Raw genomic sequence first — 26084 nt, forward strand, 5'->3', positions numbered from 1 at the left:
TTGTCAGGCAATCCTGAGATCGCGAGGGTTCGGCGGGACAGTATTGCGCGTGTGACTGGATATGGCACGTTGCGCCATGCTAGCTTGCCTCGGTGTCAATGAGCAAGCGGGTCTTGACGGCAGTGTGTCATACGACAGGTACATCGGTCGTCCGGTCGGCATGGCGATTGCTCTTGAAGCAACGCACCGTATAGAATGCCCGGCATGACCCCACACGAACCTACGGAATCCTCATCCGCCGTTGCCGGTCCGGCCGCCGCCGCGCAGGCTGCCGAGCAAGCCGCCGACGCGATGATCGAACGTCGCTACCCGTCGGACATCGACCGCTTGCGTGAGGTCGTGGGCGTCGACGTGTTGCCGTTCTACCGCGATGAGCAGGCTATCCTCGCCAGTCAGCAGGCGAGCGAACGCTGGCCGCATCTGGTCGCCGTTGCGAATTCCCGCAGCGTAGGTACAGGCGCCCTAGGGGACCTCGGGGACATCGGGAACGTCGGGGCCGCCACCATCGCCTCGAATCCGTCGCGTTCGGGCGCGTCGAACTGATTTCACATGCGAGACGCATCCATCGTCGCCGCCTTCGACTTCGACGGCACGATCTCCACCACCGACAGTCTTCGGGTCTTCGTTCGCAGCACCATCGGCACCCCTCGTTTCGTGGCGGGCGCCCTGCTGGCGTCTGCTTCGCTGATCGGCGCTGCACTGGGTCTGGTTGACCGGGGAACGGCCAAAGCGGCGTTCCTGCGGGCAACGATCGGCGGACGCTCTCGTGCGCAGCTGGACGCCGATGTCAGCCGATTCCTACAGGATCGACTGCCGGGACTGATACGTCCCGAGATGCTCGCGCGCGTGCGCCAGCATCGTGCACTCGGGCACCGGGTCGTACTCGTGAGCGCTTCGCCAGGTCTGTACCTGCGCCCCTGGGCGGCGTCGGTCGGCATCGAGACGGTGCTCAGCACCGAACTGGCATTCGACGCGAACGACCGCTTCGACGGCGTCTTCGCGAAACCGAACTGCTGGGGGCCGGAAAAGGTGCGACGCCTCGAAGCGTGGTGGAAGGACATGCCACCGCGCGTGCTCTTCGCCTATGGCGATAGCCGGGGCGACAAGGAGATGGCCGAACGCGCCGACTACGCATGGATCCGAGGTCAGGGAAAACTGATGCCGCTCACGGACGCCGACGCGCCCCGGCGCACGGCGTAACGAGCGTGGTGGCCCGATGACGACACCGCAACGGCCTGCTCCCCCGCCTCCGGAAAGCCGGCCCTCACCTCCTGCCTCGCCTGCCCCGCCCGCCTCGCATCCTCCACCACCTTCGCCTCCCGGACGCCGTGTCGCCTGGATGTCGCGACTCGCCCGGCTGGAGCCCGTCGCATTCTCCCGCTGGGACGCGGTGCACGCGGCGCTCTCGGTGGCGGTGCCGACAGCGATTGGCGCGGCGATCGGTTACGGCGCCGACGCCTCGCTGATCGCGCTCGGTGCGTTGCCCGCCATCACTGGCGACCGCACCGGCCCGTATCGTGCGCGCGCCCGCTCCATACTCATCACGGTGGTGACCGGCGTCGCAGGCTTTCACGCAGGCATGCTGATCCACGACATTGGCCTCGCGCATCCATGGCTTGCCCACGTGTTGCTGCAACTCGCCGTTCTGCTGTTGAGCTTCATCGGGACATTCGGCAATGTCGCCTCCGCCGCCACGTTGCAGGGGGCTGTCTATCTCATCGTCGGCTGGGGACTCGCGCTTCCACCGCCCGAGTGGCGAGCGCCGTTGCTGCTGGCCGCAGGTGGCGTGTTCAGCGTATTGCTCATGGCGGTGCACTGGATGAGACACCCGGGGGCCGCCGAGCGCGATGCCGTCGCCGCCATCTACCAGCAACTCGCCAACGTGCTCGACGCCAGCGGGACACCGCGTGTGCGGCTCGCGCGCCGGTCGCTGGAAAACGCCATTGCGGCCGCCTACGACACGTTGCTCACCGCCCGCGCGAGCACAGCAACCGGTTGGGAGATCCTGGAGCGGCGCGCGGCGCAGATTCTCGCCGCCGAACCGATCACATCCGCCGTGATCGGTCTGGCGCAGAGCGACCAGCCGGTGCCCGCGCCTTTGGGCAAGGCGTTGTACCACCTGGCACGAAGCATTGCGCGCGACCGGACCGTCGATATCGATGCGGCGATCACCACGGCAAAGGACAACCATGCGCCGACGCTTGCCGCCGCACTGCATCGCGCCGAGCCGTTGCTCACAGGCACGGTGCATGCCGCTGAGGCCCCGCTCGTGGCACTCGCACGCCATCAGGCGCGCGCAACGGTGCACCCGCGCTGGATGCCGAAGTGGCCATGGCCCGACGTCTGGCGCTATCTCGTTCGCATCGGTCTGTGCGTGCTGGTCGCGCAGATCTTTATCGCCGTGACGGCATTGCCCCGATCCTATTGGGTACCGCTGATCGTCGTGATCATTTTCAAGCCGAACTACGGCTCCGTTTTCGCGCGGGCATTGCAAAGCGGTGTGGGGAGCATCGTCGGTGTGGCGCTTTCGGCAGCGGTGGTCGCCATCGACCGGAACGGCTGGTTCAATCTCGCCACCCTGATCCCGCTCGCGGCATGCCTGCCGTGGGCGTTGCGTCGCAACTACGGGCTTTTCAGCGCGCTGCTGCTACCGATTCTGATGCTCGTGATGGGGGCGTTGCAGCCGGGCAGTCAGGACATCGCGCTGGCCCGGTTTGTGGACGCCGTCGCCGCGTGCGCAATCGTGCTTCTGATCGGCTATCTGCCGTGGGCGAAGTGGGAGCGACGCCAGTTGGATGAACGCGTCGCGAACGCGCTCGATGCCCTCGGGCGCTATGCCGCGCTCGCGGACACGCATGACGCCGATGCGGCCTTCGCGGCCCGCCGCGCTGCCTACAAGGCGCTGGACGACACGCGCATTGCCTTGCAGCGGGCGTTGTCGGAGCCGCCGCTGGTGAGCCGACGCGCCGCGCGCTGGTGGCCGGCGCTCGTGTCGCTGGAGCGCGTGGCGAACGCCATCACGGACACCGTGCCGCATGGCGACGATCACAGCGCGCCGGTCCACCCGGCAGCGGCCATTCTCACGCACATGGCTGCGGCGCTGCGCCATGGCGGGCCTGTGCCGGTGTTGCCGGACAAGCCGATCGATGGCGTCGACCCCATTCTGGATGGCGTGCTGCGCGAGGCCATCGACATGCTCTTCAGCATGCCCGAGACCCCGGACTGAGGGCCATCTGAGAGCCGTCTGAGCGCTGTCCATGCGCGTGCGCGCCGGCCCGAATTCCGGACGGTGTCCCGCCAACGCAGGCATAATGCGGGCTTACGGCGCACTCCGGTGTACCGCCACGCTCCTCAAAAGACACAGCATGAATGAATTCCCGACGCTAGCCTGGACCGAAGACGGTCGCCCCGTCACCGCCCGCTGGCGCTCAGAAGCCGGCGTGACGCCTGCGCGTCGCGTCGAAGTCGTCGACGACACGATCACGGCGGACGAAGCCTACCATCTCGCCTGTGGCGGCACCGCACTGCTGTACCGGGGCGACTACCAGAACGCGCGACAGTTGATGCAGGCGATGGCTCGCCGTGTCGATCGTCCGCCGCATCGTGCGCGCCGCAAACCGGGCGCGAAGGATGCCCCGGCCCCCAGCCCGGCCGACGCATTTCACAAGCACCGCATGGCGCAGGCCCAGCGTGCCCGCATTCTCGGGATGGTGCTGATTCCGCTCGACGCCGACTATGGCATTCCGCTTCGCCGCGCGCCGGACGTGCGCGAAGCTTGCACACAAGCCTGGGGCGCGCCGGACGGTGTGGCGTCGGTCGCGTCGTTGCGGGAAATTCTCGGCCTGATCGGCGCGCATGAATGGCGCAAGAAGGGGGTTGCGATTCCGGCCTTGGGCGGGGCAGCGATCCACCCGTGGTACGGCGTGTTTTCACCGGTGCGAGGCGAGTACCTGCAACTCATCGATCAGGCGCCGTTACCCTCGACCGCCCTCGCCTTCGACGTGGGCACGGGCACGGGCGTGATCGCCGCCTTGCTTGCGCGTCGTGGCGTGCAACAAGTCGTGGGCACCGACCGGGATCCCCGTGCGCTGGCGTGCGCGCGCGAGAATATCGCGCGACTCGGTTTCGAGCGTTCGGTGAAAATCGTCAACGCGGATCTGTTCCCCGACGGCAAGGCGCCGCTCATCGTTTGCAATCCGCCGTGGTTGCCCGCCAAGGCCAATGCGCCGATCGAGCACGCCATCTACGATCCCGATAGCAAAATGCTCAAGGGTTTCCTGAATGGACTCGGCGAGCATCTCACCCCCGGGGGGGAAGGCTGGCTGGTGATGTCGGATCTGGCCGAGCATCTGGGTCTGCGCACACGCGAGACGCTGCTATCGTGGATTCACGGCGCGGGCCTCGTGGTGCTGGCGCGTCACGACGTGCGCCCCCACCACCCGAAGGCCACCGACGCCAACGACCCGCTGCATGCTGCCCGACGCGCCGAAGTCACGTCACTCTGGCGACTCGGCGTGCGTCCGGCGTGATTGGCGTGATCGGCGGGATCGGCATCCCCGGACGCCTTCACCGCCTGTGAAGATAGGCCGCAGCGCCGTCTGCGGCCACACAGGCGCTGGCGAAGCAGGCGGTCAGCAGATAACCGCCGGTGGGCGCTTCCCAGTCGAGCATTTCACCCGCGCAAAACACGCCCGGCAGGGCCTTGATCATCAAGCGCTCATCCAGCGCCTCGAGCGCGACGCCCCCTGCACTGCTGATGACTTCGGCGATCGGGCGCGTTCTGAGCAAGGTGAGCGGCAAGCGCTTGATGCCCGCCGCGAGCGCGCCCGGATCGTCGAACGTCTCGCGCGGCAAGCATTCCCGCAGCAGTGCCGCCTTGACGCCCGCTATGCCGAGACGGCTTTGCAGGTGGCTCGCCATCGAGCGCGATCCGCGCGGGCGGGACACTTCCGCCATCACGCGCTCGGGCGTCCAGTCCGGCAGCAAATCCAGAAAAATCCGTGCGCTGCCGTGCTGGCGAATCGTGTCGCGAATCGGCGCACACATCGCATACACGAGACTACCTTCGATGCCATGCTCGGATACGACGAACTCGCCCTGGCGCGTGGCGCCGTCGGGCAACGTCATCGTCACCGGCTTCACGGGATGCCCCGCAAAGCGCTCTCGCATGTGCGGCGTCCAGTCCGTCTCGAATCCGGCGTTGGCCGGCATCAGCGGCGCGACGCTGACGCCGTGCTCGCGCAGCGACGGCACCCACGCGGCGTCCGAGCCCAACTGTGGCCAGCTTGCGCCGCCCAGGGTCAGCACGAGGGCTTTGGCACGGACACGGCGCTCGCCGGCCGGCGTCGCGAATCGTAGATTGCCCGGGCCCGCGGATTCGTTTGCGTCCCATCCGAGCCAGCGATGCCGCACGTGCAACCGCACCCCGGCAGCGCGCAGGCGCGACAGCCACGCACGCAACAGCGGCGCCGCTTTCATGTCGACGGGGAAGATCCGGCCTGACGTGCCGACGAAGGTGTCGATGCCGAGCCGATGCGCCCAGGAACGCACGTCGTCCGAGCTGAAACGGTGCAGCCATTGGCCAACGGCGTCCGCGCGCTTGCCGTAACGGCTCACGAAGGGCTCGGCAGGCTCGCTGTGCGTGAGGTTCATGCCGCCCTTGCCCGCCATCAGAAACTTGCGGCCGACCGACGGCATGGCGTCGTAGACATCCACCCGGCACCCCGCCGCCGACAGGACTTCCGCCGCCATCAGTCCCGCCGGCCCGGCGCCGATGACGGCGACCTCGATCGTGTCGATGGCGCTATCGACACCGTCCGCCGGTGCAGGCATCGATGGGCGAGACGGCGTATTCGGGGCGTGGGATGGGGACATGCTGGGATGTGTTGTTGCGAGAGTGAGGCCGTTCGCGCCGGGCGCGCAGCGAAGGCCGCCATTGTCCCACATCGGTGAGACCGAAACACGGCGTCACGACCCGCAATGCGCCTTTGGCGTTACCTTTGCCGTGACCTTTGCCGTTACAATCGGCACCCCGCATTTTCAACCGCCCCCCCCTGGAGCCACGCATGTCGTCATCCGATTCCGCGTCGATGGGACGCACCGCCTACGCCAGTTTCGCCGCTCGCTACGCCGAGATCGCCGTCACGAAGCCCCACAACGCGCTGTACGAGCGTCCGGCGACGCGCGCGTTGCTGGGCGACGTCGCCGGCCTTCACGTGCTGGACGCCGGATGTGGTCCGGGCATCAACAGCGCCTGGCTCGTCGAACAAGGTGCAACGGTGCATGGCATCGATGTCACGCCCGAGATGATCGACCTCGCGCGCGAGCGGTGCAACGGCATGCCCGCGACCTTTGACATCCAGGATCTCGGCGCCCCGTTCACCTCGCTAGCCGACGACGGCTTCGACGCCATCGTCAGCGCCCTCGCCCTCGACTACGTCGACGACCTTGGGCCGACGTTCCGCGAATTCGCGCGCGTCGCAAAACCCGGCGCCACGCTGGTCTGGTCGATGGGCCACCCGATGCGCGACTGGCTCGACGAGCGCACGCGGCGCAATCGCACCTACTTCGAGACGACCCGCTTCGGCATGTACTGGAGTGGTTTCGGTGAACCGAAACCGTATGTGGAGTCATACCGCCGGCCGCTCGCGGGAATTCTGAACGCGGCGGCGGATGCCGGCTGGCAACTCGAACGGATGGTCGAGCCACTGCCGCTGCCGGAAATGAAGACGGTCAGCCCGCGCCTCTACGACGAGCTTTCCCAGGCGCCGGCGTTCATGTGCCTGCGCGCCCGACTCGGGTGAGTTGCGTGCAAGTCAAACGTCGGTCATGCCGCGGCGCTTTGCCGGACATGACCGGCGCGTGCGGGCCGTGCGTCAAGACTCGTCGCGCGCGCCCCACGGGATGAGCATCGTGGCCGTGCACGTCGCGCCTGCCAGGACCGCCGCCACGCCATAGCGCGAGACCTCGGGCAGGTTGAACAACAAACCGTGGATAGTGGCGAAAATGCCTCCCAGCATGACGAATGCTGCGATGGAGGCAATGACGACGCGGATATCGGAACACATACGCCACCTCACAACGAGACCACGCCCGTTGCGAAGCGGATGGTTGCGACCGCGAGATTCGGCGAGCCTCGCCGCGTGCCCGACACGCGTCACGCGGCGGATGCGAACCTGGGGTGGCTTCGACGGCGTCCCTCGATTTCAGTGTAGGACGCCGGGCATCAAAGCGTTAGCGGATCACGCGTGATCGGGCGTGATCGGGCGCGCGCATCGCTCACGTTTTGCGCTTGGCATCGGCCTCGCCCTCTTCGTCACGCGGCCAGGGCGTAAGCATGACGACAATGAACAGAATGCCGAACAGCACCGTGATGACACCGCCGTGCATGACGTGCGACTTGTCGTAGAGCAGACCGTGGATGGTGGCGAATGCCCCGCCAAGCGTCATGAAGGCCGCGATCGAAGCAATGACGACGCGAAATTCCGAGCCCATAGCGACTCCTTATAGTTATCGGCGATGGTACCGCTCACGTAACCTCTTTGGCGGCAACACCAGTGTACGCCGAACCCCATAGCTCGCCAATTGAGTCGCATGCCTAAACAAACCGGCATTGACCCGCGTCAATGCCGGTGTTTGAAGACCTTCACTTTATGGGAGGCTTAAGCCCTGAATCCGCGAAGCGCCGATCACCGGCGCGCTTCGTGCTGCTGCGCCCAGCGGAAGTGCCCGCTGCGAAGCAGCACCGGGCCGGGCAGGCCCATCGCCAGATACTCACGCGTGAGTGCGTGGATGCGGCTGCGCCCATGCTCGAACGCGTTCAGCAGGTCGTCGGCCCGCGCGGAATGCGCATGAAAGTGTGATTCGAGCGCTTCGGCCGAAACCGCACAATCGATGGGGCGGCCGTTGACGACAACCGCAAACTCGATCGTCAGGTCTTCGTAGTTGAACATGGGACGGTGATCCGGAAACTCGATTTGCATGGCGGCACCCCCGGTTGACGAAAGGACGCAGACGACGTGTCGGCCGACACGTTCCATCCAGCATAGTGCATGGCCGGACGAACCGATAATGACGTCGCTTATCGGTTCGTCCGGATCGATTGGATAAGGTTCCGGATCGAGCGTCACCTCATAAAAAACATCTAAATCAACCGACAACCCGTTGATTTTTATAAAACCTCATCAATCTTGCGCTTTGTTCGCATCGAGGAAGGCGACGAATCCCGCAATGAAGTCGGCCAATTGCTGGCGCACCGCGTCATCCTGAAGTTTGCCGTCCACGTCGATGACCTTGTTCGCGTGCGACACCATCAGACGCCCCTGCCACCACGGCGTGGTCTGAAGCGTGCGCAACACGGGTAACCAGGCATTCTGGCTAAGGATGGTGCCGAAGCCGCCGGGCGAAGCGCCCATGATCGCCACCGGCTTGTCACGGAATACCCGGGCACTATCCGCAGGCGGACGCGATAGCCAATCGAGGGCGTTCTTGAACACGCCCGGCATGCCGTTGTTGTACTCGGGCGTGGCGAGCAGCAGACCGTCGGCCTGTGCGATGGCGTCCTTGAGGGTGGCGACCGCTGCCGGAATCCCCTCGCTCGCCTCTACGTCGCCGTCGTAAAGCGGAATCCCGTGCAGCGTTCGCACATCGAGCGTGACGCCGGCCGGCGCCAGCGACTTCGCCGCCGCCAGCAGCGCCGTGTTGTAAGAGCCCTTTCGCAGGCTCCCGGACAAACCAATGATCGTCGTCATGCGGTTGACTCCTTTCGTGTCGGATCGGGAAAGACAAGCATCGCGACGTACCGTAGCGGCTTAACGAGCCATCGCCGTGCGGGACGCGTCGCGCTGGAACGAATAAAGACTGCCCAGACCGAGTCGCCGCGTGAGATCGTCGAGCGCCGTGCGGCATTCGTCGAGCAATCCGGGATCGGCAAGGTCGTCCACGGCCAGCCGATCACGGTAGTGACGCTTCACCCAGTCGGTGAGCGACGCGTAGCGCGCGTCGTTCATCCATAGCCCGGCATGCGCCGCCTGGCGCTCCTCGTGCGTGAGCACCACGCGCAGCCGCAGACACGCCGGGCCACCCCCGTTGCGCATACTTTCGCGCAAATCGAATACGTGAAGCTCGCGAATCGGGCCGCCGCTGGCCGCCAAGGACTCCAGATAGCGCCACACCGACGCTCGCTCACGACATTCCTGAGGCACGACCAGTCGCATGCCGCCGCCCGCCTCCGGGGCACGCGCGAGCAACTGACTGTTGAAGAGGTAGCTGCGAACGGCGTCCTCCATCGAGACGTCGTCCGCCGACACCTCGACAACCTCCAGTTGCGTGCCCCGGGCGGCGAGCCGCTCTCGCAGCGTGGCCAGCACCGTCGGCTGATCGACGAATGCCTGCGCGTGGCAGAACAGCACATTGCCGTTGCCGACGGCGATCACGTCGTTATGAAAGACACCGGCGTCGATGGCATCGGGATGCTGCTGAGCAAACACGACGTCCGTGTCACTTAGACCGTGCAAACGGGCAATGGCCTGACTCGCCTGCAACGTCTGGCGCGCGGGAAACCGACGCGGCGCAGGCGCGTTGGCGAGATCGTCCCGACCATAGACGAAGAACTCGACGCCGCGCTCGCCATAAGCGCCGCACAGCCGGGTGTGGTTGGCCGCCCCCTCGTCGCCGAGCGACGGCCAGCCGGGCAATGCGTCATGGTGTGCAAAGCGCGATTCATCGGGAAAGGCCGCTCGCAGAATGCGCGATGTCGTCTCGTGTTCAATGGCGCGGTGCAACTTGCTGCACAGGTTCGCGGCAGTGAAGTGCACGCGGGCGTCCGAGGTGTCGGCCGAAGGACTCACGGTTGCAGCGTTGGCCGTCCACATGCTGGCCGCCGAGCAGGCGGCGCCCAGCAGGCTCGGGGCCGTACGGGCCGCGTCACGAATGACCGTCTTGTCGTCGCCCGTAAATCCAAGGGTGCGCAACAACCCGACCGACGGTCGCTCCTGCGGCGGCAAAACACCCTGGGCGTAACCGAGGTCGGCCAGCGCCTTCATCTTCGCCAGCCCTTGCAACGCGGCCTCCCGGGGATTGGACACGCGGTTGGCATTGTTCGCCGACGCCACGTTGCCGAACGATAAACCCGCGTAGTTGTGCGTGGGGCCGACCAATCCGTCGAAGTTGGCTTCGAGGGCAAAGCGCGTCATGTCTGTTCCTGAAAAAGTCGGAACCGTTCGATTCCGTGGGACTCATTGTGCGGCATTGTGCCTGAATCAGCGGGCGCCGAAATCCAGTCCGGGGCTCAGCCGCTCCGGCATCACGGCGCGCGCCGATTCCATCGAAGCGATCGGGTACGCGCAGTAGTCCGCGGCGTACCAGGCGCCGGGACGATGATTGCCCGACAGGCCTACGCCACCGAACGGCGCTGCGCCGGCGGCGCCGGTCGTCGGACGATTCCAGTTGACGACACCCGCACGAATCTCGGCGAGAAACTGGTCATACCTTGCCGGATCGTCGGACAGCAAGCCGGCGGCCAGACCGTAGCGCGTGCGGTTCGCCAGAGCGATGGCCTCGTCGAATGTGTCGTACCGCAGCACTTGCAGCAGCGGGCCGAAATACTCGTCGTCGGGCAACGCATCCCGTGCGGCGGGCGCGCTCACGTCGATGAGCCCGGGCGTGAGCAGCGCCGAGCGGCCGTCCGGCTGGGACAGCGCCAGAATGATGCGCGCGCCCAGCGCCATCAAGTCAGCCTGCGCCGCCGTCATGCGACGTGCCGCCTGCAACGACACGACGGCCCCCATGAACGGTTGGGGCTCGGCGTCGTAACGGCCGACGCTGATACGCTGCGTGACATGCGTCAAACGCTCGATGAAGGCATCGCCTTGCGCGCCACGCGGCACGAGCAGGCGTCGCGCGCACGTGCATCGCTGCCCGGCGGAAAGGAATGCCGACTGGATGGTCACATGCACGGCAGCGTCGATGTCTTGCGGCACGTCGACGATCAGCGGATTGTTGCCGCCCATCTCCAGCGCGAGGATTTTGTCGGGCCGCCCCGCAAATTGCTGATGCAACGCGCGCCCCGTGGCCGAGCTGCCCGTAAAGCACACGCCATCGATATCGGCATGCGCGGCCAGTGCCGCGCCAGTGTCGCGCCCGCCTTGCACGAGGTTGATGACGCCGGGGGGCAATCCCGCTTCGATCCAGCACGCAAGTGTGCGTGCCGCCACGCCCGGGGCCAGCTCGCTGGGCTTGAAGACGACGGTATTGCCCGCCAGCAACGCCGGTACGATATGACCGTTGGGCAGATGTCCCGGAAAGTTGTAAGGGCCGAACACGGCCATGACGCCGTGCGCACGATGACGGACCACGCTCTGGCCATCCGCGACGGGAGATCGATGCTCCCCCGTGCGCGCCTCATACGCGCGCGCCGAGTGAGATACCTTGGCCGACATCGTCGCGACCTCGGTGCGGGCCTCCCATAGAGGCTTGCCTGTCTCGCGACCGATCGCATCGGCCAGCGTTTCGGTGTTCGCGGTCACGATGGCCGCGAAGCGCTGCAAGACGGCGAGCCGTGCGTCGACGCCCATCCTCGCCCAATCACGTTGTGCACGCCGCGCGGCCTGAACGGCGGCGTCGACATCGGCGGCACTGGCCGCGTGCCCTTGCCAGACGACATCGCCCGACATCGGGTCGAGAGAGCGGAATTCCGCACCGCCGGCGGTCCGCCAGACACCTTCGATATACAGATCGGTCATGAACGGCAATCCCGAGGGCACGCCCGATAGTGCGGCGTGCGATGCGGATCATGATGACACGGATTCGCCAGCCGGAACAATGCGGGGGCCTCGGAGGCCTCAGAATCGCCGACAAATGCGTGTCAACCGGATCTGTGCAGCACACGACGCCACTCTCGCCACGCACGCGCATAGAATACGGCGTTAAGTTTCCGGAGATTCCCCATCATGAACGACGCCCCTCGTTCGGCACTACGCCACTGGCTAAGCGACGTCCTCGAATCGCGCGATCATCCTCACGACGAAGGCGTCGACCCATGCGGCGTTCGGTGGAAACGGCACGCCGAAGGCGTACTGGAACTGGCGCCCGCCGACACTGCGGCGAAAACTGCCCATCGCTACGACGCCATCCTGTCTTGCGGCATTCACGGCGACGAGACCGCGCCCATCGAAATTGTCGATGGGATCCTGCACGACATTGCCGATGCGCGCCTCACGTTGCGCGAGCGCGTGCTCGTCGTCCTCGGCAACCCCCACGCGGTTCGGGCCGGCAAACGTTATCTGGAGTACGACCTGAACCGGCTGTTTCAGGGCGCGCATGCGAAGCGCCCCGAGTCGCCGGCCGTGCAGCGTGCGCGCGAGCTCGAAGTGATCGTCGGGGAGTTCTTCGGCGGCGAGGGCGGCGTGGACGGCGTGCGTCGCGCGCGTCGTCACGTGGACATGCACACCGCCATTCGCGCCTCGTTGTTCCAGCGCTTTGCCGTCGTGCCGGGCACGCCGCAGCATCCCCCCGCCGACGACTGGTTCGATACGCTGGGGGCGGCCGACATCGAAGCAACGATGCGCACCGGACAGCCCTCGGTTACGTTTTCCTATTTCACCTGTGCACGTTTCGGCGCGCAAAGCTGCACGCTCGAGCTGGGCAAGGTCGCGCCGTTCGGCCAAAACCGGCTCGAAGATTTTTTCGGCATCGACGCCGCGCTTCGCCGTTGGCTGTCAGGCGGCGAAATGACGGCACGCGACGATGGACAAGTGCGCCCGCCGAAACGTTTTCGCGTCGCTGCGGAAATCGTGCGACGCACCGACGCTTTCGTGCTCGATGTGCCGGTCGACACGCCGAACTTCACGCCGTATCCCGCCGGCACCATCCTTGCGCGCGACGGCGAGACCGTCTACACCGTTTCGCATCCGGAAGAACGCATCGTGTTTCCGAATCCGAACGTCGCCAACGGGCTGCGTGCGGGGGTGATGGTCGTGCCGGAGTGAGGGTTGTGCGGGCATGTCGGGCCGCCGCCGTCGTGCTGCGGCTTGCGTGACGGTCGGCACAATGGCGCGCGCGGTTCGCCGTGACGGCTACGCAGCATCGCGAATGAACGGTTTTAAACGCCTGTCCGGGCGTCGTCGGCGCGCGGGGATGCAGGTAGCATCGCCCACTTCATTTCTCCTGCGAAACGGAAACGGCGGCTTGCGGCTCGGGCAAAGGAAATCGCGCGTGTGCGGCCGTCCATCGACGACATGCCCCAGGACTTCTCTTGCGCCGCCCCTGTTTTTCCCCGCACCCACGGCTTGACAATCGAGTTCCCGATCTCGGAGGCGAGATCCGGAACGCCACGCCATCTCGTCGAGGACTTCGCTCGCGCACAACAAAGCGCGGTGGCGCTGCGACAGGGCCGAAGCATCGGGCGACACGCGAGTGTTGCGCAACCGATTCCGCGCGGACATCGAAATGAGCCGCCTCTGGCAATGCGACAGGTAAGCGGCGCCGCGGCCAGTCGTGCAGCGCCCCGTCTGTCAACGGATATGTCGCCGGATATGTCGCCGGACATGTCTCCGGTCTCCGTGCGCAGATACGACGGAGGCGACACGCCGCGCACGGGCGAAAAAATTTACGCGATGCTTCGCGACGAGATCGCCATTCCCGCACTGCGCCGCTTCGAGCGCGCGCATCGTGCCGACGCGGTGCGTCCGAATGGCGGCTCGCATGCCTGTCGTCATCCCACCCGCCCCGCCGCCGTGGCCGGCACGCCGCCATGGTTCGCCGACCTCCTGCCACACCTGCGCATCGAAGCGCAGCTTCTCGCACAACGCGGGCTCAGCGTCGACAAGGTGCGGCGACGATTCGACGCGCTCATGCGCCACGAGCATCCCGGCGTGTCGTGGCGCGCGATGCGCACCGGCCTGGAGCGCGACGCATTCCCGTTTGCGCTCGGCGCCACCGTACTGTCGGTGCTGGTCGACACGGTCGACCCCAAGCGCCGGCTGGCAATGATCTGGCCACCCATCGAAGCGTTGGGCGTGGTGTTGATCAACATCGTCGGCATGGCGCGCTTTAACGCAGCCCATCCGTCCTGGGCGAGCCGGCTGGGGCAAATCACGCCGACGCAAGCGCTGGAGTCCATCAGCGCCACATTGCGCAGTCCGGTGCGCGACGTCGCTGCGCACGTCGTGGGTTTCGTGTTCTGCTACGGCGTGGTTCGCAATCTGGCACGACTCGGCGCCGAGGCGGGATTGTCCGCGGCGCTGCCGGGCATCATGGCGACCCGCTTCGGCAACACGATCCACTCATGCCTGGAAATCCTGCTGTGCCCGATTCCGGGGGCGTTTCTCGGACCGATCGTCGATCGCATTGCCATCGCACCGGAAGACGCCAGGCTCGAACCGCTGCTGCAAGACCGCTTCGGGGATCTCATCTGCCAGATGAGCGACGACATGCCGCCCGAGGCCTCCACGCCGTTCTGGCGGTCCTTTCGCACACATCTCGTCGAGTTGCTGCAATCGAGCGCGCCGAAGGCCATCTGGCTCACGTTGTCGCTCGGGTTCTATTTCCTCTCGACGTTCCACCGTGCCATCACCCAGATCAACGCCGATGACGTCGTTGCCGATACCTATGTCGGGACTGCGGGAAACACGACGATGCCGGCGACGACCGCCGTGGCGGGCACCACGTCCACGATGGCCACGATGGCGACGACGGCAACGGCGTGCGGGCCGGGCGACGGCGCCGGCATCGACTGGCATTCGCAAGCCGTGCTCAGCGTGCTCTACGGTCTAATCGCGACGTTCGTTTCGATGCAAGGCATCTCGGCACGACACGACGCCATCGCCACGGCATACCTGCGCCGACGGGGCCGGCCGAAGATCAGCACCGCCACGGTCATGTCGCAGGGCGACTCGGGACATTCGTCCGCCGGATCTCATTCGGATCTGCCCGACAGTCCTGCCAGTCCCTGCGCCCCGCCCCGTGCACTGCGGCAAAGCCACCCCGCCAACGACATACGCACGCCCGATCGCGACACTTGCGGCGCCACCTCGGGCGACACCTCGGGCGACGATTCCGTCTTCTTGCCGATGGATGACCCTGCGCGCACGTCGTCCGACAGGAGATCGGGGGGACCACGCGCAGCCGACACGCCGCAGGCGAGAAAACACGGCACCTCCGTTGCGCCCTCGGGCATTTATCGTGAGACGTCGCGCGAAGGCGACAGTGAGACCGTCGACGCCGCCGAACACCGCACGCCTTTGTGACGAAGTGTTGCCCGCACTTGCCGTGACTGCGCCGGCATGGCATCTTGCTCTCCAAGCGCGTTCTTTGCGCATGACAACCCGGCCGGAGCGCCTATGCTGAACACCACGCCGAGCGAACTCGCCCGCAATCTGCTGATCGTGCTGGTCCTTGGACTACTGATCATCGGCACGCTATGGGTGCTGCTGCCGTTCCTGCCAGCCTTCATCTGGGCCGTCACGATCGTCGCTTCCACATGGCCGCTGCTCGTCGGCCTGCAACGCCGCCTGTGGGGCAAGCGGTGGCTCGCCACCACCGTCATGATTCTTGGCATGCTCATCATCGTGGTCGCCCCTCTCTCGGCCGCCATCGGCACGCTCATCGGGCACGCGGCGGACATCAGCGATCAGGTCCACTCCATCGGTCAGCACGGCCTGCCGATGCCGCCGGACTGGCTGGCCCGGATTCCCGTGGTCGGCCAGCGCGCGAGCGACGAATGGCAGGCGCTGGCTGCTGCGGGTCCCGGCGGGCTGGTGTCCCGGATTCAGCCTTACGCCGTGAAAGCCGCCTCGTGGGGATTCGCCAAATTGGGGTCGATCGGCCTGCTGGTGGTCCACCTCGGCCTCACGCTCATCATCTCCGGCATTCTCTTCATGCAAGGCGAACGTGCGGCACGCGCGTTGATCCGGATTGCGCGTCGCCTCGGTGGCGATCGCGGCGAAGAGTCCGTTCGGCTGGCCGGCATGTCGATTCGCGCCGTGGCGCTGGGCATCGTTGTCACGGCCGTGACCCAATCGCTGCTCGGCGGCCTCGGACTCTGGCTTACCGGCGTGCCGTTGTCGGGGTTCCTGACGGCACTGATGCTCGTGCTGTGTATCGCGCAGATCGGACCATTCCCAGTACTGCTCTCAAGCGTGGCATGGCTTTACTGGCAGGACAGTCCCACGCTCGCGACCCTTCTGCTGGTGCTCTCGATCATTATCGGCATGCTGGATAACGTGATGCGTCCGATGCTCATTCGCCGTGGCGCCGATCTGCCGATGACGCTGATCCTCGCAGGCGTGCTCGGGGGCATGCTCACGTTCGGCATCGTCGGGCTGTTCGTCGGACCTGTCATTCTGGCCGTGACGTACACGCTTCTGATGGCCTGGATCAATGAAGGCCTGAACCGGCCTGCCACAGCGCCGGCCGGTGCGCCGCTAAATGCATCGGGCACCGAGTCGGCATTGCCGGACGGCGGGACCAAGGCACACGAAGAGACGCTGGCGTCGGTGGTCTCCGATCGCCAGAAACCCCGATGAGACGTGCCATGCACGCCGTGCATGCCGTGCCTCTATAAGTCCGCGGGGTGCGTTCGTCACGCGCCCCGTACCCATTTTTCGGATTCCTTCACCTGTCGCGCGCCGTCGCGCCGTGGCTAAATGTCTCCCACACTGACACGTTTGCCGGAGACACCCGATGCCCCACTCGACGCCTCACTCTGCGCCCGCTCCATCCGCCTGCGCCGCATCTCAGGCAAGCCCGCCCGCCACCCACCCGGCGCGCCAAACGCGACAAACGCGACAAACGCGCACGTTGCGCGTGCCGCGCCGTGCCCGCCTCGGTGACCCGCCGCTGCTGCGGCGCGTGGCGAACGAACTGGCTTACACCCCAACGCGATGCCGCGTCACGGCAAGTCTGCTGGTCGCACGCGTCAATCCATGGTGGCAGCGTCTGCCCCTCGTTGCCGAACTCCCGCCAGACGCGCGAGACGCAGCGACCGCTTCGCTAAAAGCAAACGCGCCGACCGACGAACCGGTACGGCGCGTTCCCTGCATCAAGGCGACCAGGCAGGCGGCGATTAAACAGGCGTCGGTCTGCCCCCCTCAGTGAGCGTTAGGGAGATCCTGCTCGCCCGTGTGAGCGCACGGCATTTCAGCGTGCTTTGGCAGGCAGAATCTTGCCGGATACCTCGCCAAAGCCGACGCGGTAGCCGTCGCCCTGACACCAGCCGGCCATCACGACGGTGTCACCGTCTTCGATGAACGTACGCTTCGCGCCGCTGGCCAGCGTGATCGGGTTCTTGCCGTTCCACGTCAATTCGAGAAGGCTGCCGAACGAATCCGGCGTCGGACCGCTGATCGTGCCCGAGCCCATCAGGTCGCCCACGCGCACGTTGCAACCCGACACGGTGTGGTGAGCAAACTGTTGCGCCATGCTCCAGTACATGTGACGGAAGTTGGTGCGACAGATGGATGTCGGCTCGGCGTCGCCCTCCGCCTGCAGCAGCACTTCGAGTTCGATGTTGAACGCATGCTTGCCCTGCTGCTGCAAATACGAGAGAGGTTCCGGCGTTTGTTGCGGGCCGGCGACGCGGAACGGCTCCAGCGCTTGCATTGTGACCACCCACGGCGAGATGGAGGTACCGAACGTCTTCGCATTGAACGGCCCGAGCGGCACGTATTCCCATTGCTGCAAATCTCGGGCGGACCAGTCATTGAGCACCACCATGCCGAAGATTGCCGCTTCGGCGTCTTCCACGCTCAGCGATTCGCCCAGTGCAGTATCGCGGCCGACGATGAAGCCGGTTTCGAGTTCGAAGTCGAGCTTGCGGCAGGCATCGAAAATCGGACGCGCTTGGTCCGGCAGCTTGATCTGCCCGTTCGGACGATGCAGCGGCGTGCCGCTCACCACCACCGAGCTGGCACGCCCGTTGTAACCGATCGGGATCTCGAGCCAGTTCGGCAACAGTGCATTGGCGGGGTCGCGGAACATGCTGCCGACGTTGGTCGCATGCTCTTTGGACGAATAGAAATCGGTGTAGCCCGGCACGTCGACCGGCAAATGCAGCGTAGCCTGCGCGAGCGGCACGAGCGCCTGCGCCTTGAGCGCGGCGTTCTCGCGTAGCGATGCGTCGCCATCGGCGGCCAGCAGCGATGTCAGGCGGGCACGTGTGGCACGCCATGCGGCGCTGCCCAGCGCAACGAAGGCATTGATCGATGCCTGGGCGAACACCGGCACATCGCCGGCCTTGAGCACGCCCGCCGCTTCGAGCGCCGCCAGATCGAGCACCTGATCGCCGATCGCAACGCCCACGCGCGGCGTGGGTTGTGCTTGCGTGCTGAAAACACCGTACGGCAGGTTTTGCAGCGGGAAATCCGTCACGCCGGTGTTGGCGGACGCGACCCAGCTTTGCGGGAGAGCAGACATGTGGAATTCCTTGTTCGAGGTAACGCTCAGGCCGACCGAGCGCATCACCTGCGCCGGGTCGGCCATCTTGATAATGAGAGGTGTTGTGGCGCGATGCCGCTTACTTCCGGTTCGGGTTGAAGTGCTTCTTCAACCCCTGCCAGCACGTGTAGTAGTTGTCTTGCAACTGCTTGGTCTCCAGCGCAAAACGCGTCGGACGAATGACCGCGGGCGTCTCGAACATGAAGGCCATCGTCGCGTCGACCTTGTGCGGCTTGCTCGTGTCGGCGGCGGACGCCTTCTCGAACGTGTCCGCATCGGGGCCGTGACCCGACATGCAGTTGTGCAGACTCGCGCCACCCGGCACGAACCCTTCGGCCTTGGCGTCGTACACGCCGTGGATCAGGCCCATGAACTCGCTGGCAATGTTGCGGTGGAACCAGGGCGGACGGAACGAGTTTTCCATCGCCAGCCAACGCGGCGGGAAAATAACGAAGTCGATGTCGTCCACGCCCGGCGTGTTGCTCTGCGACTGCAGCACCAGAAAGATCGACGGATCCGGGTGATCGTAGCTGATGGACCCGATCGTATTGAAGTGCCGCAAATCGTACTTGTAGGGCGCGTAGTTGCCATGCCAGGCGACGACATCGAGCGGCGAGTGACCGATATCGGCACGCCACAGCGCGCCGCCGAACTTGGCGACGAGTTCGAAGTCGCCTTCCACGTCTTCGTAAGCCGCGACCGGCGTGAGGAAATCACGCGGATTGGCCAGCCCGTTGGAGCCGATGGGGCCCAGATCCGGCAGGCGGAACAGCGCACCATAGTTCTCGCACACGTAGCCGCGCGCCCGCCCGTCGGGCAGCGTGACCCGAAAGCGCACGCCGCGCGGCAACACAGCGATCTCGTACGGCTCGACCTGGAGGACACCGAATTCGGTAGCGATGCGCAACCGCCCTTCCTGCGGCACGATCAGCAGTTCCCCGTCGGCGTTGTAGAAAAAGCGACCGTCCATCGACTTGTTCGCGGCGTAGACGTGAATACCGCAGCCATGACCCGCGTCGGGACTACCGTTGCCGGCCATCGTCACCATGCCATCGACAAAATCGGTCGGCGTGTCGGGCATCGGCAGCGGGTCCCAGCGCATCTGGTTAGGCGGGGTCGGTACGTCGTCGAAACGGCTCAGCCAACGTGCGTTCTCCACCGGCGTGAACGGCTTGTGCATGGCAGCAGGACGAATGCGGTAGACCCACGAGCGACGATTATGGCCGCGCGGTGCGGTGAAGGCCGTACCGGAGAGTTGTTCGGCGTAGAGGCCGTAGGGCGCCCGCTGCGGCGAGTTCTGCCCGATAGGCAGCGCGCCGGGCAAGGCCTCCGTCGCGAACTCGTTGATAAAGCCGGACAGGTAACCCAACTCCCCCTGAATTTGGTCTGCTTGACGCATGAATGACCTCGTCTCCTGATATCGAATGCAAACATTGTCCGCCAAGCGACCAAATTTTGCGATATAAATAGAGAAATCCACTCTATTCACATTGCGAATATTACGTCGGGAATCCGCGATGTCAGCCACACCATGATTTCGTTACGTGATGTCGACCTGAACCTGCTCGTCGTGTTTCATGCGGTGCTTACCCACCGCAGTATTTCCCAGGCCGCGCGGGCGCTTGGGCTGTCGCAGCCGGCTGTCAGCAACGGACTGGCGCGCCTGCGTCAAACGTTCGCAGACGAGTTGTTCACGCGAACCAGCACAGGCATGCAGCCCACGCCGTTTGCCGAGGCGCTGGCCGAACCGGTGTCCGCAGCACTGGCGGGGATTTCGCGGGCGATCAATCACCGTGAGGCGTTCGACCCGCCAAGCAGTCAGCGAGAATTTACGTTGGCAATGACCGATGTGGGCGAGGTGTATTTCATGCCCGCGCTGATCGACCTGTGCACGCATTTGGCTCCGGGCATTCGGATCCGCACGGTTCGGACGACCTTGCCCGACCTCAAGGAGGCGATGGCAGCCGGGCGAATCGATCTCGCGGTGGGCGCATTTGACGATTTGACGGGCCCGTTTTTCCAGCGTCGGCTGTTCAGTCAGCAATACGTGAGCATGTTTCGTGTCGGACACCCGCTCGACACGCCCGAAGCCGGCCTGGCGGAATTCAGGGCAGCGCGGCATCTGTTCGTGGCGACGGGCGACAACCCGTACGCACGCGTCAATCAATTGCTTGCGCAGGCCGGCTTCGGTAGCGATGCCAACTTCTGGGTCCCGCATTTCATCGCAGTACCCTATGTGGTGAGCACGAACGACCTGGTGGTCACCGTGCCCCAGAAGTTCGCCGAACGTGCGGCGGCCCCGTTCGGCTTGCGCTTCGTCAAACCTCCGCTGCGTCTGCCTGCCCTGCAAACCAATGTGTTCTGGCACCGGCGCTACCATCAGGACGCCGGCAACCAGTGGTTACGTCAGTTGATTTCGGAACATTTCGTGGAATAGGCAAACCGATGGCCCGCCAGACGCGGCACATCACAGCGGATTTCATCGCCGTCGTCGCCATCCCCGTGATCGCCGCGCATCGACGGACCGCAAACGCGCCCTCACGCGCCGCTCGCGATGGCGTGTCCTTGCGCGCGCAGCCAGTCGTTCCACGCCGCGTCGAGCGCGTCGAAAGCGGCCTCCATCTGCCCGACGGAGGCTTGCGGCGCCAGATGCTCGACCTGCGCGGCGAGCGATGCCAGCGAGCTCAATCCAAACGCCATGAATCCGCCGCGCAAGCGATGCGCGGAGTGACGAAGCATCTCACGCGACACCTCCGCCAACGCCGTTCGACAATTCGCGATGTCCTGATCCGCGATCTTGACGAATGCGTCGAGCATGTCCGATAGCGGCAAGCGCCAGTCCTTCGGCGTCTCGCTCTGCGGCGCGGGCTTCGGTGCATGCTCGATGGGCCGCGTGGACGCAGGCAATGGCGCAATCTCGACGCAAAGCGACGGATAGCGAACTCGTACCAGTTCAATCACGCGCAACAGCGAGCGCGCATCCACCGGTTTGTAGACGACGGCGTCGTACGGGGACTTGGCCTCCCGGTCGTTGCGTAGTGTGACGTCCGCCGTCGCCACCACGACGGGCACATGAGGCGCCCGTGCCTTGATTTCCGTGGCCAGCGCATGCCCTGAGATATGCGGCATATTGGCGTCGGTGATGACGAGCATGTGGGATTCGGCGTCGAACGCGTCGAGCGCTTCACGGGGATCGTGATAGCAATCGACCATCGCGCCCAGGCCTTCCAGTTGCCGCGAGAGCAGCATGCCGCTGATCGGATGATCGTCGGCCACCAGCACATACCAACCCGCCAGCGGTCTCACGCGCGCCTGCGCACTCGTCGCGCCCGTCACCGGCAGGTTTCCATTCGCGCTCAGGCCCGGGCGCGGGGCTGAACCCAGCGCATCCCAAAGCTCGGCTTGCTGGAACAATGCAATATCGCGCGGCCATGTCGGCGCGCTACCCGCCGGACGATCCACCGGCGTGGCGCGCAGCAAGTAGACTTGCGCACCTGCCATGCCACGCACGGGCCATTCGTCGGCAAACATCAGCAGTCCGGAATCGCGATCACGCCCGGACCCCGTGGACCATGACACCGCATCGTCATAACGCACTGGCTCGAAGCCGGCGCGGCGAATCAGCGCCTCGAGATACCAGTGCCGCCGCTCCCTATCGCTAACGTAGGCGAACGTTTCATGCGACACCGCAATATGAGGCGGTTCGCTGTCGGGCGCCCAAGGCAAATGCAGGGTGAAACGCATGGTCGTGCCCGCCCCCTCCTCGCTGTCGACCGCGAGCACACCGCCGAGCATGCCCACGAACTGATGCGAAATTGCCAGTCCCAAACCGGTGCCGTGCTGCATACCCGGCTCGGTCGTGCTCTTGCCAAACGGCCTGAACAGGTCTGCCAGATCGGACGCGGCAATGCCGACCCCGCTATCGCTCACCGTGAAAGCGACGTCACAGCCCTGCATGTCGGCGCGCGTAACCATCGCACTGAACGCGACATGCCCATGTTCCGTGAACTTGATGGCGTTGCCGACCAGATTGGTCACCACCTGTCCGAGTCGCAACGCATCGGTATGCACGGCGCGCGACAGTTGCGGGTCGATCATCCAATCGAGCGTCAGGCCCTGCAGGCGCGCACGTCCCGTGAACGACAATCCGACCGCCTCCAATTCCTTGAGCAGCGAACAATCCCGCGAATTCAGCTCGAAACGACCGACCTGAATGCGCGAATAGTCGAGCAGGTCGTTGATGAGATCGAGCAGGTTTCGCGTCGAACTCTCCATCACGTCGACGTAGTACCGATGATCGTCGCCGAGATTCTGCGCGCTGAGCAGTTCGAGCGACGCCAGCGTGCCATACAGCGGCGTACGCATTTCGTGGCTGACGGTCGTGAGGAAGACATCTTTGGCACGATTGGCGCTTTCGGCAGCCAAACGCGCCTTGCGCTGTTCCAACTCGAAACGACGCTGCTCGGTGACATCGGACAGCGTACCGATCAGCACCGGTTGCTCGCGAAACACGGTATCGACGAAACTCACGGCGTAATGACGCTCGCCAGCATCGTCGAGCGCGCTCAACAGACGGCGTACCGGCCGTGCCACCACGCCGCTGTGCAATTGCCGATACATGCGCGTCAATTCGCCATCGCCGAGATGTCGCAACAAATCGACGGTGCCCGCATACGCCGGGTTGCTCATCACCACCGCGGGCTCGAACGGATCGATGATCGCCATGCCGACGGGCGCGGTCTCGATGAGCGTCTGCGTGAAGGCATCGCGCTCGAGCAGCGCCGTCGTGCGCTGGCGCGCGGGTTCGATGATGCGCTGACGCATGTAGCGCATACCGGCGTAGACCCCTGTCGCATACAAGAACAGCAGCAGCGTCGCACCGAGCAAAAGCGTCGCATTTTCACGCAGCAATTGCGCCGGACGAACCGCGTACCGCACGAACCACGGCGTGGACGCCAGTCGCCGCTCGAAGACCAGCCGCTGGCCGTCGGAGCGCAACGTCATTTGCGCACCACCAAATAGCGGCAACGTGACCAGCGTGCGCAAGTGGCCGAGGGACGACAGCGGGAGGCCTGCGCTGGCAATCACGAGCCCATCTTCCGAAATCAGCTGAAGCGCCTCGCCCGTCCGTTCAAGGTGACGCATGCGCGGCGGCACGATCATCTCCGGCGACATGCTGGTGCCCACATAGAGCACGAGGTGTCCGTTCAGATCGCGAATCGGTACGAAGCTCGATACGGTCTTCAGATGCGTGACGGGATGTTTGTAGTTGTAGGTCCAGAACGGACCTTCGCTGTTACCGCGAACGCGTGCGTGATACCGCTCGACCTTGTTGATCTCCGCGAGCATCGCCTGCGTGTCGCGCGCGAGATCGGCCGGGCTGAAGGCTTCTCTGCCGATGGCAGGGCGATAGGTCGCGAACGCGCCATCGGCGGAAATGATGAAGGTTTCGTCCTGCGCGTCGAGCGGGCTCCAGAAATTGGCGTCGAGCACCATGAGCCGCAGGGTCAGGCGCGCGAGCAACGCCGCGCGCTCTTGCGGAATGTCCGCGAGTTTGACGATCTCGAATTCACTGTCCCAGCCGATCCCGCTAATACGTCGCGCCGTACCGACCGGCATCGAAACCAGGGGTTTGAAAATGCGATCGGTCAGCGCCTGCGTAACGCCACTCGGACGCACCGAACTCGCCTGCGTGGCCTGCGCCATCGCGCGGGCCTGTTCGTTGAAAATCTCGAGGTCGCGGATTTCTCGTCCCACGGCGGCAAAGAACGACTCGGTCTTCTGCCCGCTTTGCCACAGCGTGCCGAACAGGGCATATGACACCGCTGCTACCCAGACCGACAAACCGAACAGCAGGGCAAGCAGGCCACCAATGCGAAGCAGGCGGCCGGCAATCGCGATGTCGCGCGTCATCGTTCTGGCGGGCATAGACTCCAACGTCGGTGAGCGCGGCGGACTCAGGCGGCACTCGGCGCTTCGGCATCGCCGTCACGCGAGAACTGGACCGGACTCGATACATGCAACTTGAACAGTTCCATGTCGGTGCGGCAACCCAGCTTGCACATCGCCATGCGCTTCTGGTTGTTGATCGTCTTGGCCGAACGCTTGAGCGCGCCCGCGATCTGGGACACATTCTGGCCGTCCAGGTACATACGCAGCACTTCCATTTCTTTGGGCGAAAGCGGACGGCGGGCCGTCGGCTTGCGGCGCATCTGCTCTTCGAGAATCTGCTCCGCCCGGCCGCCACGGTAGCTCATGCCCCGACGGCAACGCTCGACGCACACCGTGATTTCGCGCAAATCGTCCGATTTCGTCATCACGCCAAGCACGCCGCAACTGTCGAGTGCATGGATGATTGCGGGCTGCTCGATCGAGGTGAACACGATGATCTTCACATCGGGATACTTGCGGCGCACGCGATTGATCATGACGAGGCCATCGCCAAACGCACCGCCCGGCATGCAGTAATCCGTGATCAGGACGTCGACGGAATTCGTCTCCAGCGCCTTGAACAACTCCGTCGAGTTGGAGACAGGGGGCAGAACGTGAAAACCCGGGTCCGGGGAAAGCATTTCACGCAGCGTGGAGGCCACGATCGGATGATCGTCGGCAATCAGAATCTTCACCATCATTTGCAGGATCCTTTTAAAAGAAGTCAGCCGTGGGCGCGCGCGATCCTTCGCCGTGTCTACGCGTCATGGCTTCCCAAAAGAGGAATGTGCGTCTTGGCAACGCACGCGTTGGTCACTCAGGCGTGACCGCATTGCTGCTGGGCGACGATGCGGGACCCGGCAGTCCGGCGCGCACGAGCCACGCATGGCCCCCGCCCCGCTGCCGCGCTATCCAGCGCTACCGACGATTTCGGCCGCTCCGGGCCCGTCGACGGTGGTCCACGCCGAGCACGTCTTGTGCCCTGTCAACCGGGATGTGCCCTCGCCGATGACCGGCTTGACACAGTATCGAATGCGAACGCCGCGCAGCCCCGCCGACGGCATCATGTCCCGCGCCCGACCGACGACACGGATGCGTGTCGGTCCTGCGGCGGCTTCCCACAAATGGACGCTGTCGGTCTCGGGCCAGTCCGCCATCCATCGATAGGTGCCGCTCACGACGGTGCCAACCTGCGGCGTCGCGCTCATCTTCACTGCCGCAGCCACCGGCCGCATTCGCGTTTCAACCTCTCGCGTCACCCCAGCCGAAGCAACCGGAGGCTCCACTCGCGCCAGCGACGCACCGTCGCTCTCCGATTCGAAAGTGGGGCCGGTCGCGCTCGCTGTCGACGCCTTGTATTCGCTACATCCGGCAAGCAGCGCAATAACCAGCGTGCCGCTCAGCCTTTTCACTGTCGTCACGGCGCGTCGTCCCGTTGCCAGCCTGGCGGTCGGGCAGCGAGACGGACTGGGAAGGAAAGAGTCAACGTGTGTTGGGATCATCTGGTCCATTACCAATCGTTTCGCCGCGTGACAATCGAACGTTACGCGTCGTTTTTACGACCAGCGGAAATATAGGATAAATCTACAAAACCCTACCGTTTTGGAACTCTTTATAGGAAACATCCTAGTCCAAATTAGGAGGATTACTGTTCGCGTTGCGCGCGGCGCACGCATCGCATGCACACGCGATGCGGGAATAACTCAAATGACGTAGCGTCG

At 65.0% G+C, this 26084-nt stretch carries 21 protein-coding genes; 9 read left to right on the top strand and 12 right to left on the bottom strand.

Annotation, left to right across the window (positions count from 1 at the left end; translation table 11 throughout):
• Nucleotides 1-204 precede the first annotated feature (204 nt).
• The 4 genes from UC34_RS13335 to UC34_RS13350 all read left to right on the top strand — a co-directional run bounded on the left by UC34_RS13335 (nt 205) and on the right by UC34_RS13350 (nt 4529).
• A complete protein-coding gene (locus UC34_RS13335; RefSeq protein ID WP_157123180.1) occupies nt 205-543 on the top strand; it encodes a hypothetical protein in 339 nt (112 codons plus the stop codon).
• 6 nt (nt 544-549) lie between these two features.
• Nucleotides 550-1200, top strand: a complete 651-nt coding sequence (locus UC34_RS13340; protein ID WP_044455928.1) for an HAD-IB family hydrolase — start codon at nt 550-552, stop codon at nt 1198-1200.
• A 139-nt stretch (nt 1201-1339) separates the two neighbouring features.
• Nucleotides 1340-3226, top strand: coding sequence for an FUSC family protein (locus UC34_RS13345; protein WP_052811041.1), 1887 nt, complete (start codon nt 1340-1342; stop codon nt 3224-3226).
• A 139-nt stretch (nt 3227-3365) separates the two neighbouring features.
• Complete coding sequence (locus UC34_RS13350; RefSeq protein ID WP_044455929.1) at nt 3366-4529, top strand: methyltransferase; 1164 nt, start codon at nt 3366-3368, stop codon at nt 4527-4529.
• Between the two features lie 37 nt (nt 4530-4566).
• Here UC34_RS13350 and UC34_RS13355 read toward each other — a convergent pair whose 3' ends face one another.
• Nucleotides 4567-5832 carry a TIGR03862 family flavoprotein gene (locus tag UC34_RS13355; RefSeq protein ID WP_044455930.1) on the bottom strand — a complete coding sequence of 422 codons (1266 nt, stop codon included), beginning with the start codon at nt 5830-5832 and terminating at the stop codon, nt 4567-4569.
• Between the two features lie 233 nt (nt 5833-6065).
• Between UC34_RS13355 and UC34_RS13360 the strand changes: the two genes are divergently transcribed.
• The gene (locus tag UC34_RS13360; protein ID WP_044455931.1) at nt 6066-6803 is read left to right on the top strand and encodes a class I SAM-dependent methyltransferase; all 738 of its coding nucleotides are present in this window, start codon (nt 6066-6068) and stop codon (nt 6801-6803) included.
• 72 nt (nt 6804-6875) lie between these two features.
• On the opposite strand, the gene UC34_RS13365 is transcribed toward UC34_RS13360, so the two are convergent.
• The 6 genes from UC34_RS13365 to astD form a co-directional block, all read right to left on the bottom strand.
• The gene (locus UC34_RS13365) at nt 6876-7067 is read right to left on the bottom strand and encodes a DUF2964 family protein (RefSeq protein ID WP_044455932.1); all 192 of its coding nucleotides are present in this window, start codon (nt 7065-7067) and stop codon (nt 6876-6878) included.
• Between the two features lie 211 nt (nt 7068-7278).
• Nucleotides 7279-7494 (bottom strand): DUF2964 family protein, encoded by a 216-nt coding sequence (locus UC34_RS13370; RefSeq protein WP_044455933.1) that lies wholly within the window; start codon nt 7492-7494, stop codon nt 7279-7281.
• Nucleotides 7495-7688: 194 nt separating this feature from the next.
• The gene (locus UC34_RS13375) at nt 7689-7982 is read right to left on the bottom strand and encodes a DUF1488 family protein (protein WP_044458153.1); all 294 of its coding nucleotides are present in this window, start codon (nt 7980-7982) and stop codon (nt 7689-7691) included.
• 201 nt (nt 7983-8183) lie between these two features.
• Nucleotides 8184-8750 (bottom strand): NADPH-dependent FMN reductase, encoded by a 567-nt coding sequence (locus UC34_RS13380; RefSeq protein ID WP_044455934.1) that lies wholly within the window; start codon nt 8748-8750, stop codon nt 8184-8186.
• Nucleotides 8751-8810: 60 nt separating this feature from the next.
• Nucleotides 8811-10193 (bottom strand): N-succinylarginine dihydrolase, encoded by a 1383-nt coding sequence (astB, locus tag UC34_RS13385; protein WP_044455935.1) that lies wholly within the window; start codon nt 10191-10193, stop codon nt 8811-8813.
• A gap of 66 nt (nt 10194-10259) precedes the next feature.
• Nucleotides 10260-11741 (bottom strand): succinylglutamate-semialdehyde dehydrogenase, encoded by a 1482-nt coding sequence (astD, locus tag UC34_RS13390; protein ID WP_044455936.1) that lies wholly within the window; start codon nt 11739-11741, stop codon nt 10260-10262.
• A 207-nt stretch (nt 11742-11948) separates the two neighbouring features.
• On the opposite strand from astD, the gene astE reads away from it, so the two are divergent.
• The 3 genes from astE to ydiK all read left to right on the top strand — a co-directional run bounded on the left by astE (nt 11949) and on the right by ydiK (nt 16523).
• Nucleotides 11949-12986 (top strand): succinylglutamate desuccinylase, encoded by a 1038-nt coding sequence (gene astE, locus UC34_RS13395; RefSeq protein WP_044455937.1) that lies wholly within the window; start codon nt 11949-11951, stop codon nt 12984-12986.
• 558 nt (nt 12987-13544) lie between these two features.
• On the top strand, nt 13545-15245 hold the full coding sequence (locus UC34_RS13400) for a hypothetical protein (RefSeq protein WP_157123181.1): 1701 nt from the start codon (nt 13545-13547) through the stop codon (nt 15243-15245).
• A 93-nt stretch (nt 15246-15338) separates the two neighbouring features.
• The gene (gene ydiK / locus UC34_RS13405; protein WP_237165107.1) at nt 15339-16523 is read left to right on the top strand and encodes an AI-2E family transporter YdiK; all 1185 of its coding nucleotides are present in this window, start codon (nt 15339-15341) and stop codon (nt 16521-16523) included.
• A gap of 613 nt (nt 16524-17136) precedes the next feature.
• Here the strand turns inward: ydiK and fahA are convergent.
• Complete coding sequence (gene fahA / locus UC34_RS13410; RefSeq protein WP_044458155.1) at nt 17137-18411, bottom strand: fumarylacetoacetase; 1275 nt, start codon at nt 18409-18411, stop codon at nt 17137-17139.
• 100 nt (nt 18412-18511) lie between these two features.
• Complete coding sequence (gene hmgA / locus UC34_RS13415; protein ID WP_044455939.1) at nt 18512-19831, bottom strand: homogentisate 1,2-dioxygenase; 1320 nt, start codon at nt 19829-19831, stop codon at nt 18512-18514.
• A gap of 132 nt (nt 19832-19963) precedes the next feature.
• Between hmgA and UC34_RS13420 the strand changes: the two genes are divergently transcribed.
• Nucleotides 19964-20869 (top strand): LysR family transcriptional regulator, encoded by a 906-nt coding sequence (locus UC34_RS13420; RefSeq protein WP_044455940.1) that lies wholly within the window; start codon nt 19964-19966, stop codon nt 20867-20869.
• Nucleotides 20870-20970: 101 nt separating this feature from the next.
• On the opposite strand, the gene UC34_RS13425 is transcribed toward UC34_RS13420, so the two are convergent.
• From UC34_RS13425 to UC34_RS25415, 3 genes are all read right to left on the bottom strand, one after another.
• Nucleotides 20971-24345, bottom strand: a complete 3375-nt coding sequence (locus UC34_RS13425; protein ID WP_044455941.1) for a hybrid sensor histidine kinase/response regulator — start codon at nt 24343-24345, stop codon at nt 20971-20973.
• Nucleotides 24346-24389: 44 nt separating this feature from the next.
• A complete protein-coding gene (locus tag UC34_RS13430; RefSeq protein WP_044455942.1) occupies nt 24390-25064 on the bottom strand; it encodes a response regulator in 675 nt (224 codons plus the stop codon).
• A gap of 207 nt (nt 25065-25271) precedes the next feature.
• Nucleotides 25272-25784, bottom strand: a complete 513-nt coding sequence (locus tag UC34_RS25415) for a hypothetical protein (protein WP_157123182.1) — start codon at nt 25782-25784, stop codon at nt 25272-25274.
• Nucleotides 25785-26084 lie beyond the last annotated feature (300 nt).

It is taken from the genome of Pandoraea vervacti (genome assembly GCF_000934605.2).
Lineage (GTDB): Bacteria > Pseudomonadota > Gammaproteobacteria > Burkholderiales > Burkholderiaceae > Pandoraea > Pandoraea vervacti.

What these genes read in the sequence shown, in the direction of transcription:
- UC34_RS13335 (WP_157123180.1), top strand. Translation starts at nt 205, where the DNA reads ATGACCCCACACGAACCTACGGAATCCTCATCCGCCGTTGCCGGTCCG.
- UC34_RS13340 (WP_044455928.1), top strand. Translation starts at nt 550, where the DNA reads ATGCGAGACGCATCCATCGTCGCCGCCTTCGACTTCGACGGCACGATC.
- UC34_RS13345 (WP_052811041.1), top strand. Translation starts at nt 1,340, where the DNA reads ATGTCGCGACTCGCCCGGCTGGAGCCCGTCGCATTCTCCCGCTGGGAC.
- UC34_RS13350 (WP_044455929.1), top strand. Translation starts at nt 3,366, where the DNA reads ATGAATGAATTCCCGACGCTAGCCTGGACCGAAGACGGTCGCCCCGTC.
- UC34_RS13355 (WP_044455930.1), bottom strand. Translation starts at nt 5,832, where the DNA reads ATGCCTGCACCGGCGGACGGTGTCGATAGCGCCATCGACACGATCGAG.
- UC34_RS13360 (WP_044455931.1), top strand. Translation starts at nt 6,066, where the DNA reads ATGTCGTCATCCGATTCCGCGTCGATGGGACGCACCGCCTACGCCAGT.
- UC34_RS13365 (WP_044455932.1), bottom strand. Translation starts at nt 7,067, where the DNA reads ATGTGTTCCGATATCCGCGTCGTCATTGCCTCCATCGCAGCATTCGTC.
- UC34_RS13370 (WP_044455933.1), bottom strand. Translation starts at nt 7,494, where the DNA reads ATGGGCTCGGAATTTCGCGTCGTCATTGCTTCGATCGCGGCCTTCATG.
- UC34_RS13375 (WP_044458153.1), bottom strand. Translation starts at nt 7,982, where the DNA reads ATGCAAATCGAGTTTCCGGATCACCGTCCCATGTTCAACTACGAAGAC.
- UC34_RS13380 (WP_044455934.1), bottom strand. Translation starts at nt 8,750, where the DNA reads ATGACGACGATCATTGGTTTGTCCGGGAGCCTGCGAAAGGGCTCTTAC.
- astB (WP_044455935.1), bottom strand. Translation starts at nt 10,193, where the DNA reads ATGACGCGCTTTGCCCTCGAAGCCAACTTCGACGGATTGGTCGGCCCC.
- astD (WP_044455936.1), bottom strand. Translation starts at nt 11,741, where the DNA reads ATGACCGATCTGTATATCGAAGGTGTCTGGCGGACCGCCGGCGGTGCG.
- astE (WP_044455937.1), top strand. Translation starts at nt 11,949, where the DNA reads ATGAACGACGCCCCTCGTTCGGCACTACGCCACTGGCTAAGCGACGTC.
- UC34_RS13400 (WP_157123181.1), top strand. Translation starts at nt 13,545, where the DNA reads ATGTCTCCGGTCTCCGTGCGCAGATACGACGGAGGCGACACGCCGCGC.
- ydiK (WP_237165107.1), top strand. Translation starts at nt 15,339, where the DNA reads ATGCTGAACACCACGCCGAGCGAACTCGCCCGCAATCTGCTGATCGTG.
- fahA (WP_044458155.1), bottom strand. Translation starts at nt 18,411, where the DNA reads ATGTCTGCTCTCCCGCAAAGCTGGGTCGCGTCCGCCAACACCGGCGTG.
- hmgA (WP_044455939.1), bottom strand. Translation starts at nt 19,831, where the DNA reads ATGCGTCAAGCAGACCAAATTCAGGGGGAGTTGGGTTACCTGTCCGGC.
- UC34_RS13420 (WP_044455940.1), top strand. Translation starts at nt 19,964, where the DNA reads ATGATTTCGTTACGTGATGTCGACCTGAACCTGCTCGTCGTGTTTCAT.
- UC34_RS13425 (WP_044455941.1), bottom strand. Translation starts at nt 24,345, where the DNA reads ATGACGCGCGACATCGCGATTGCCGGCCGCCTGCTTCGCATTGGTGGC.
- UC34_RS13430 (WP_044455942.1), bottom strand. Translation starts at nt 25,064, where the DNA reads ATGATGGTGAAGATTCTGATTGCCGACGATCATCCGATCGTGGCCTCC.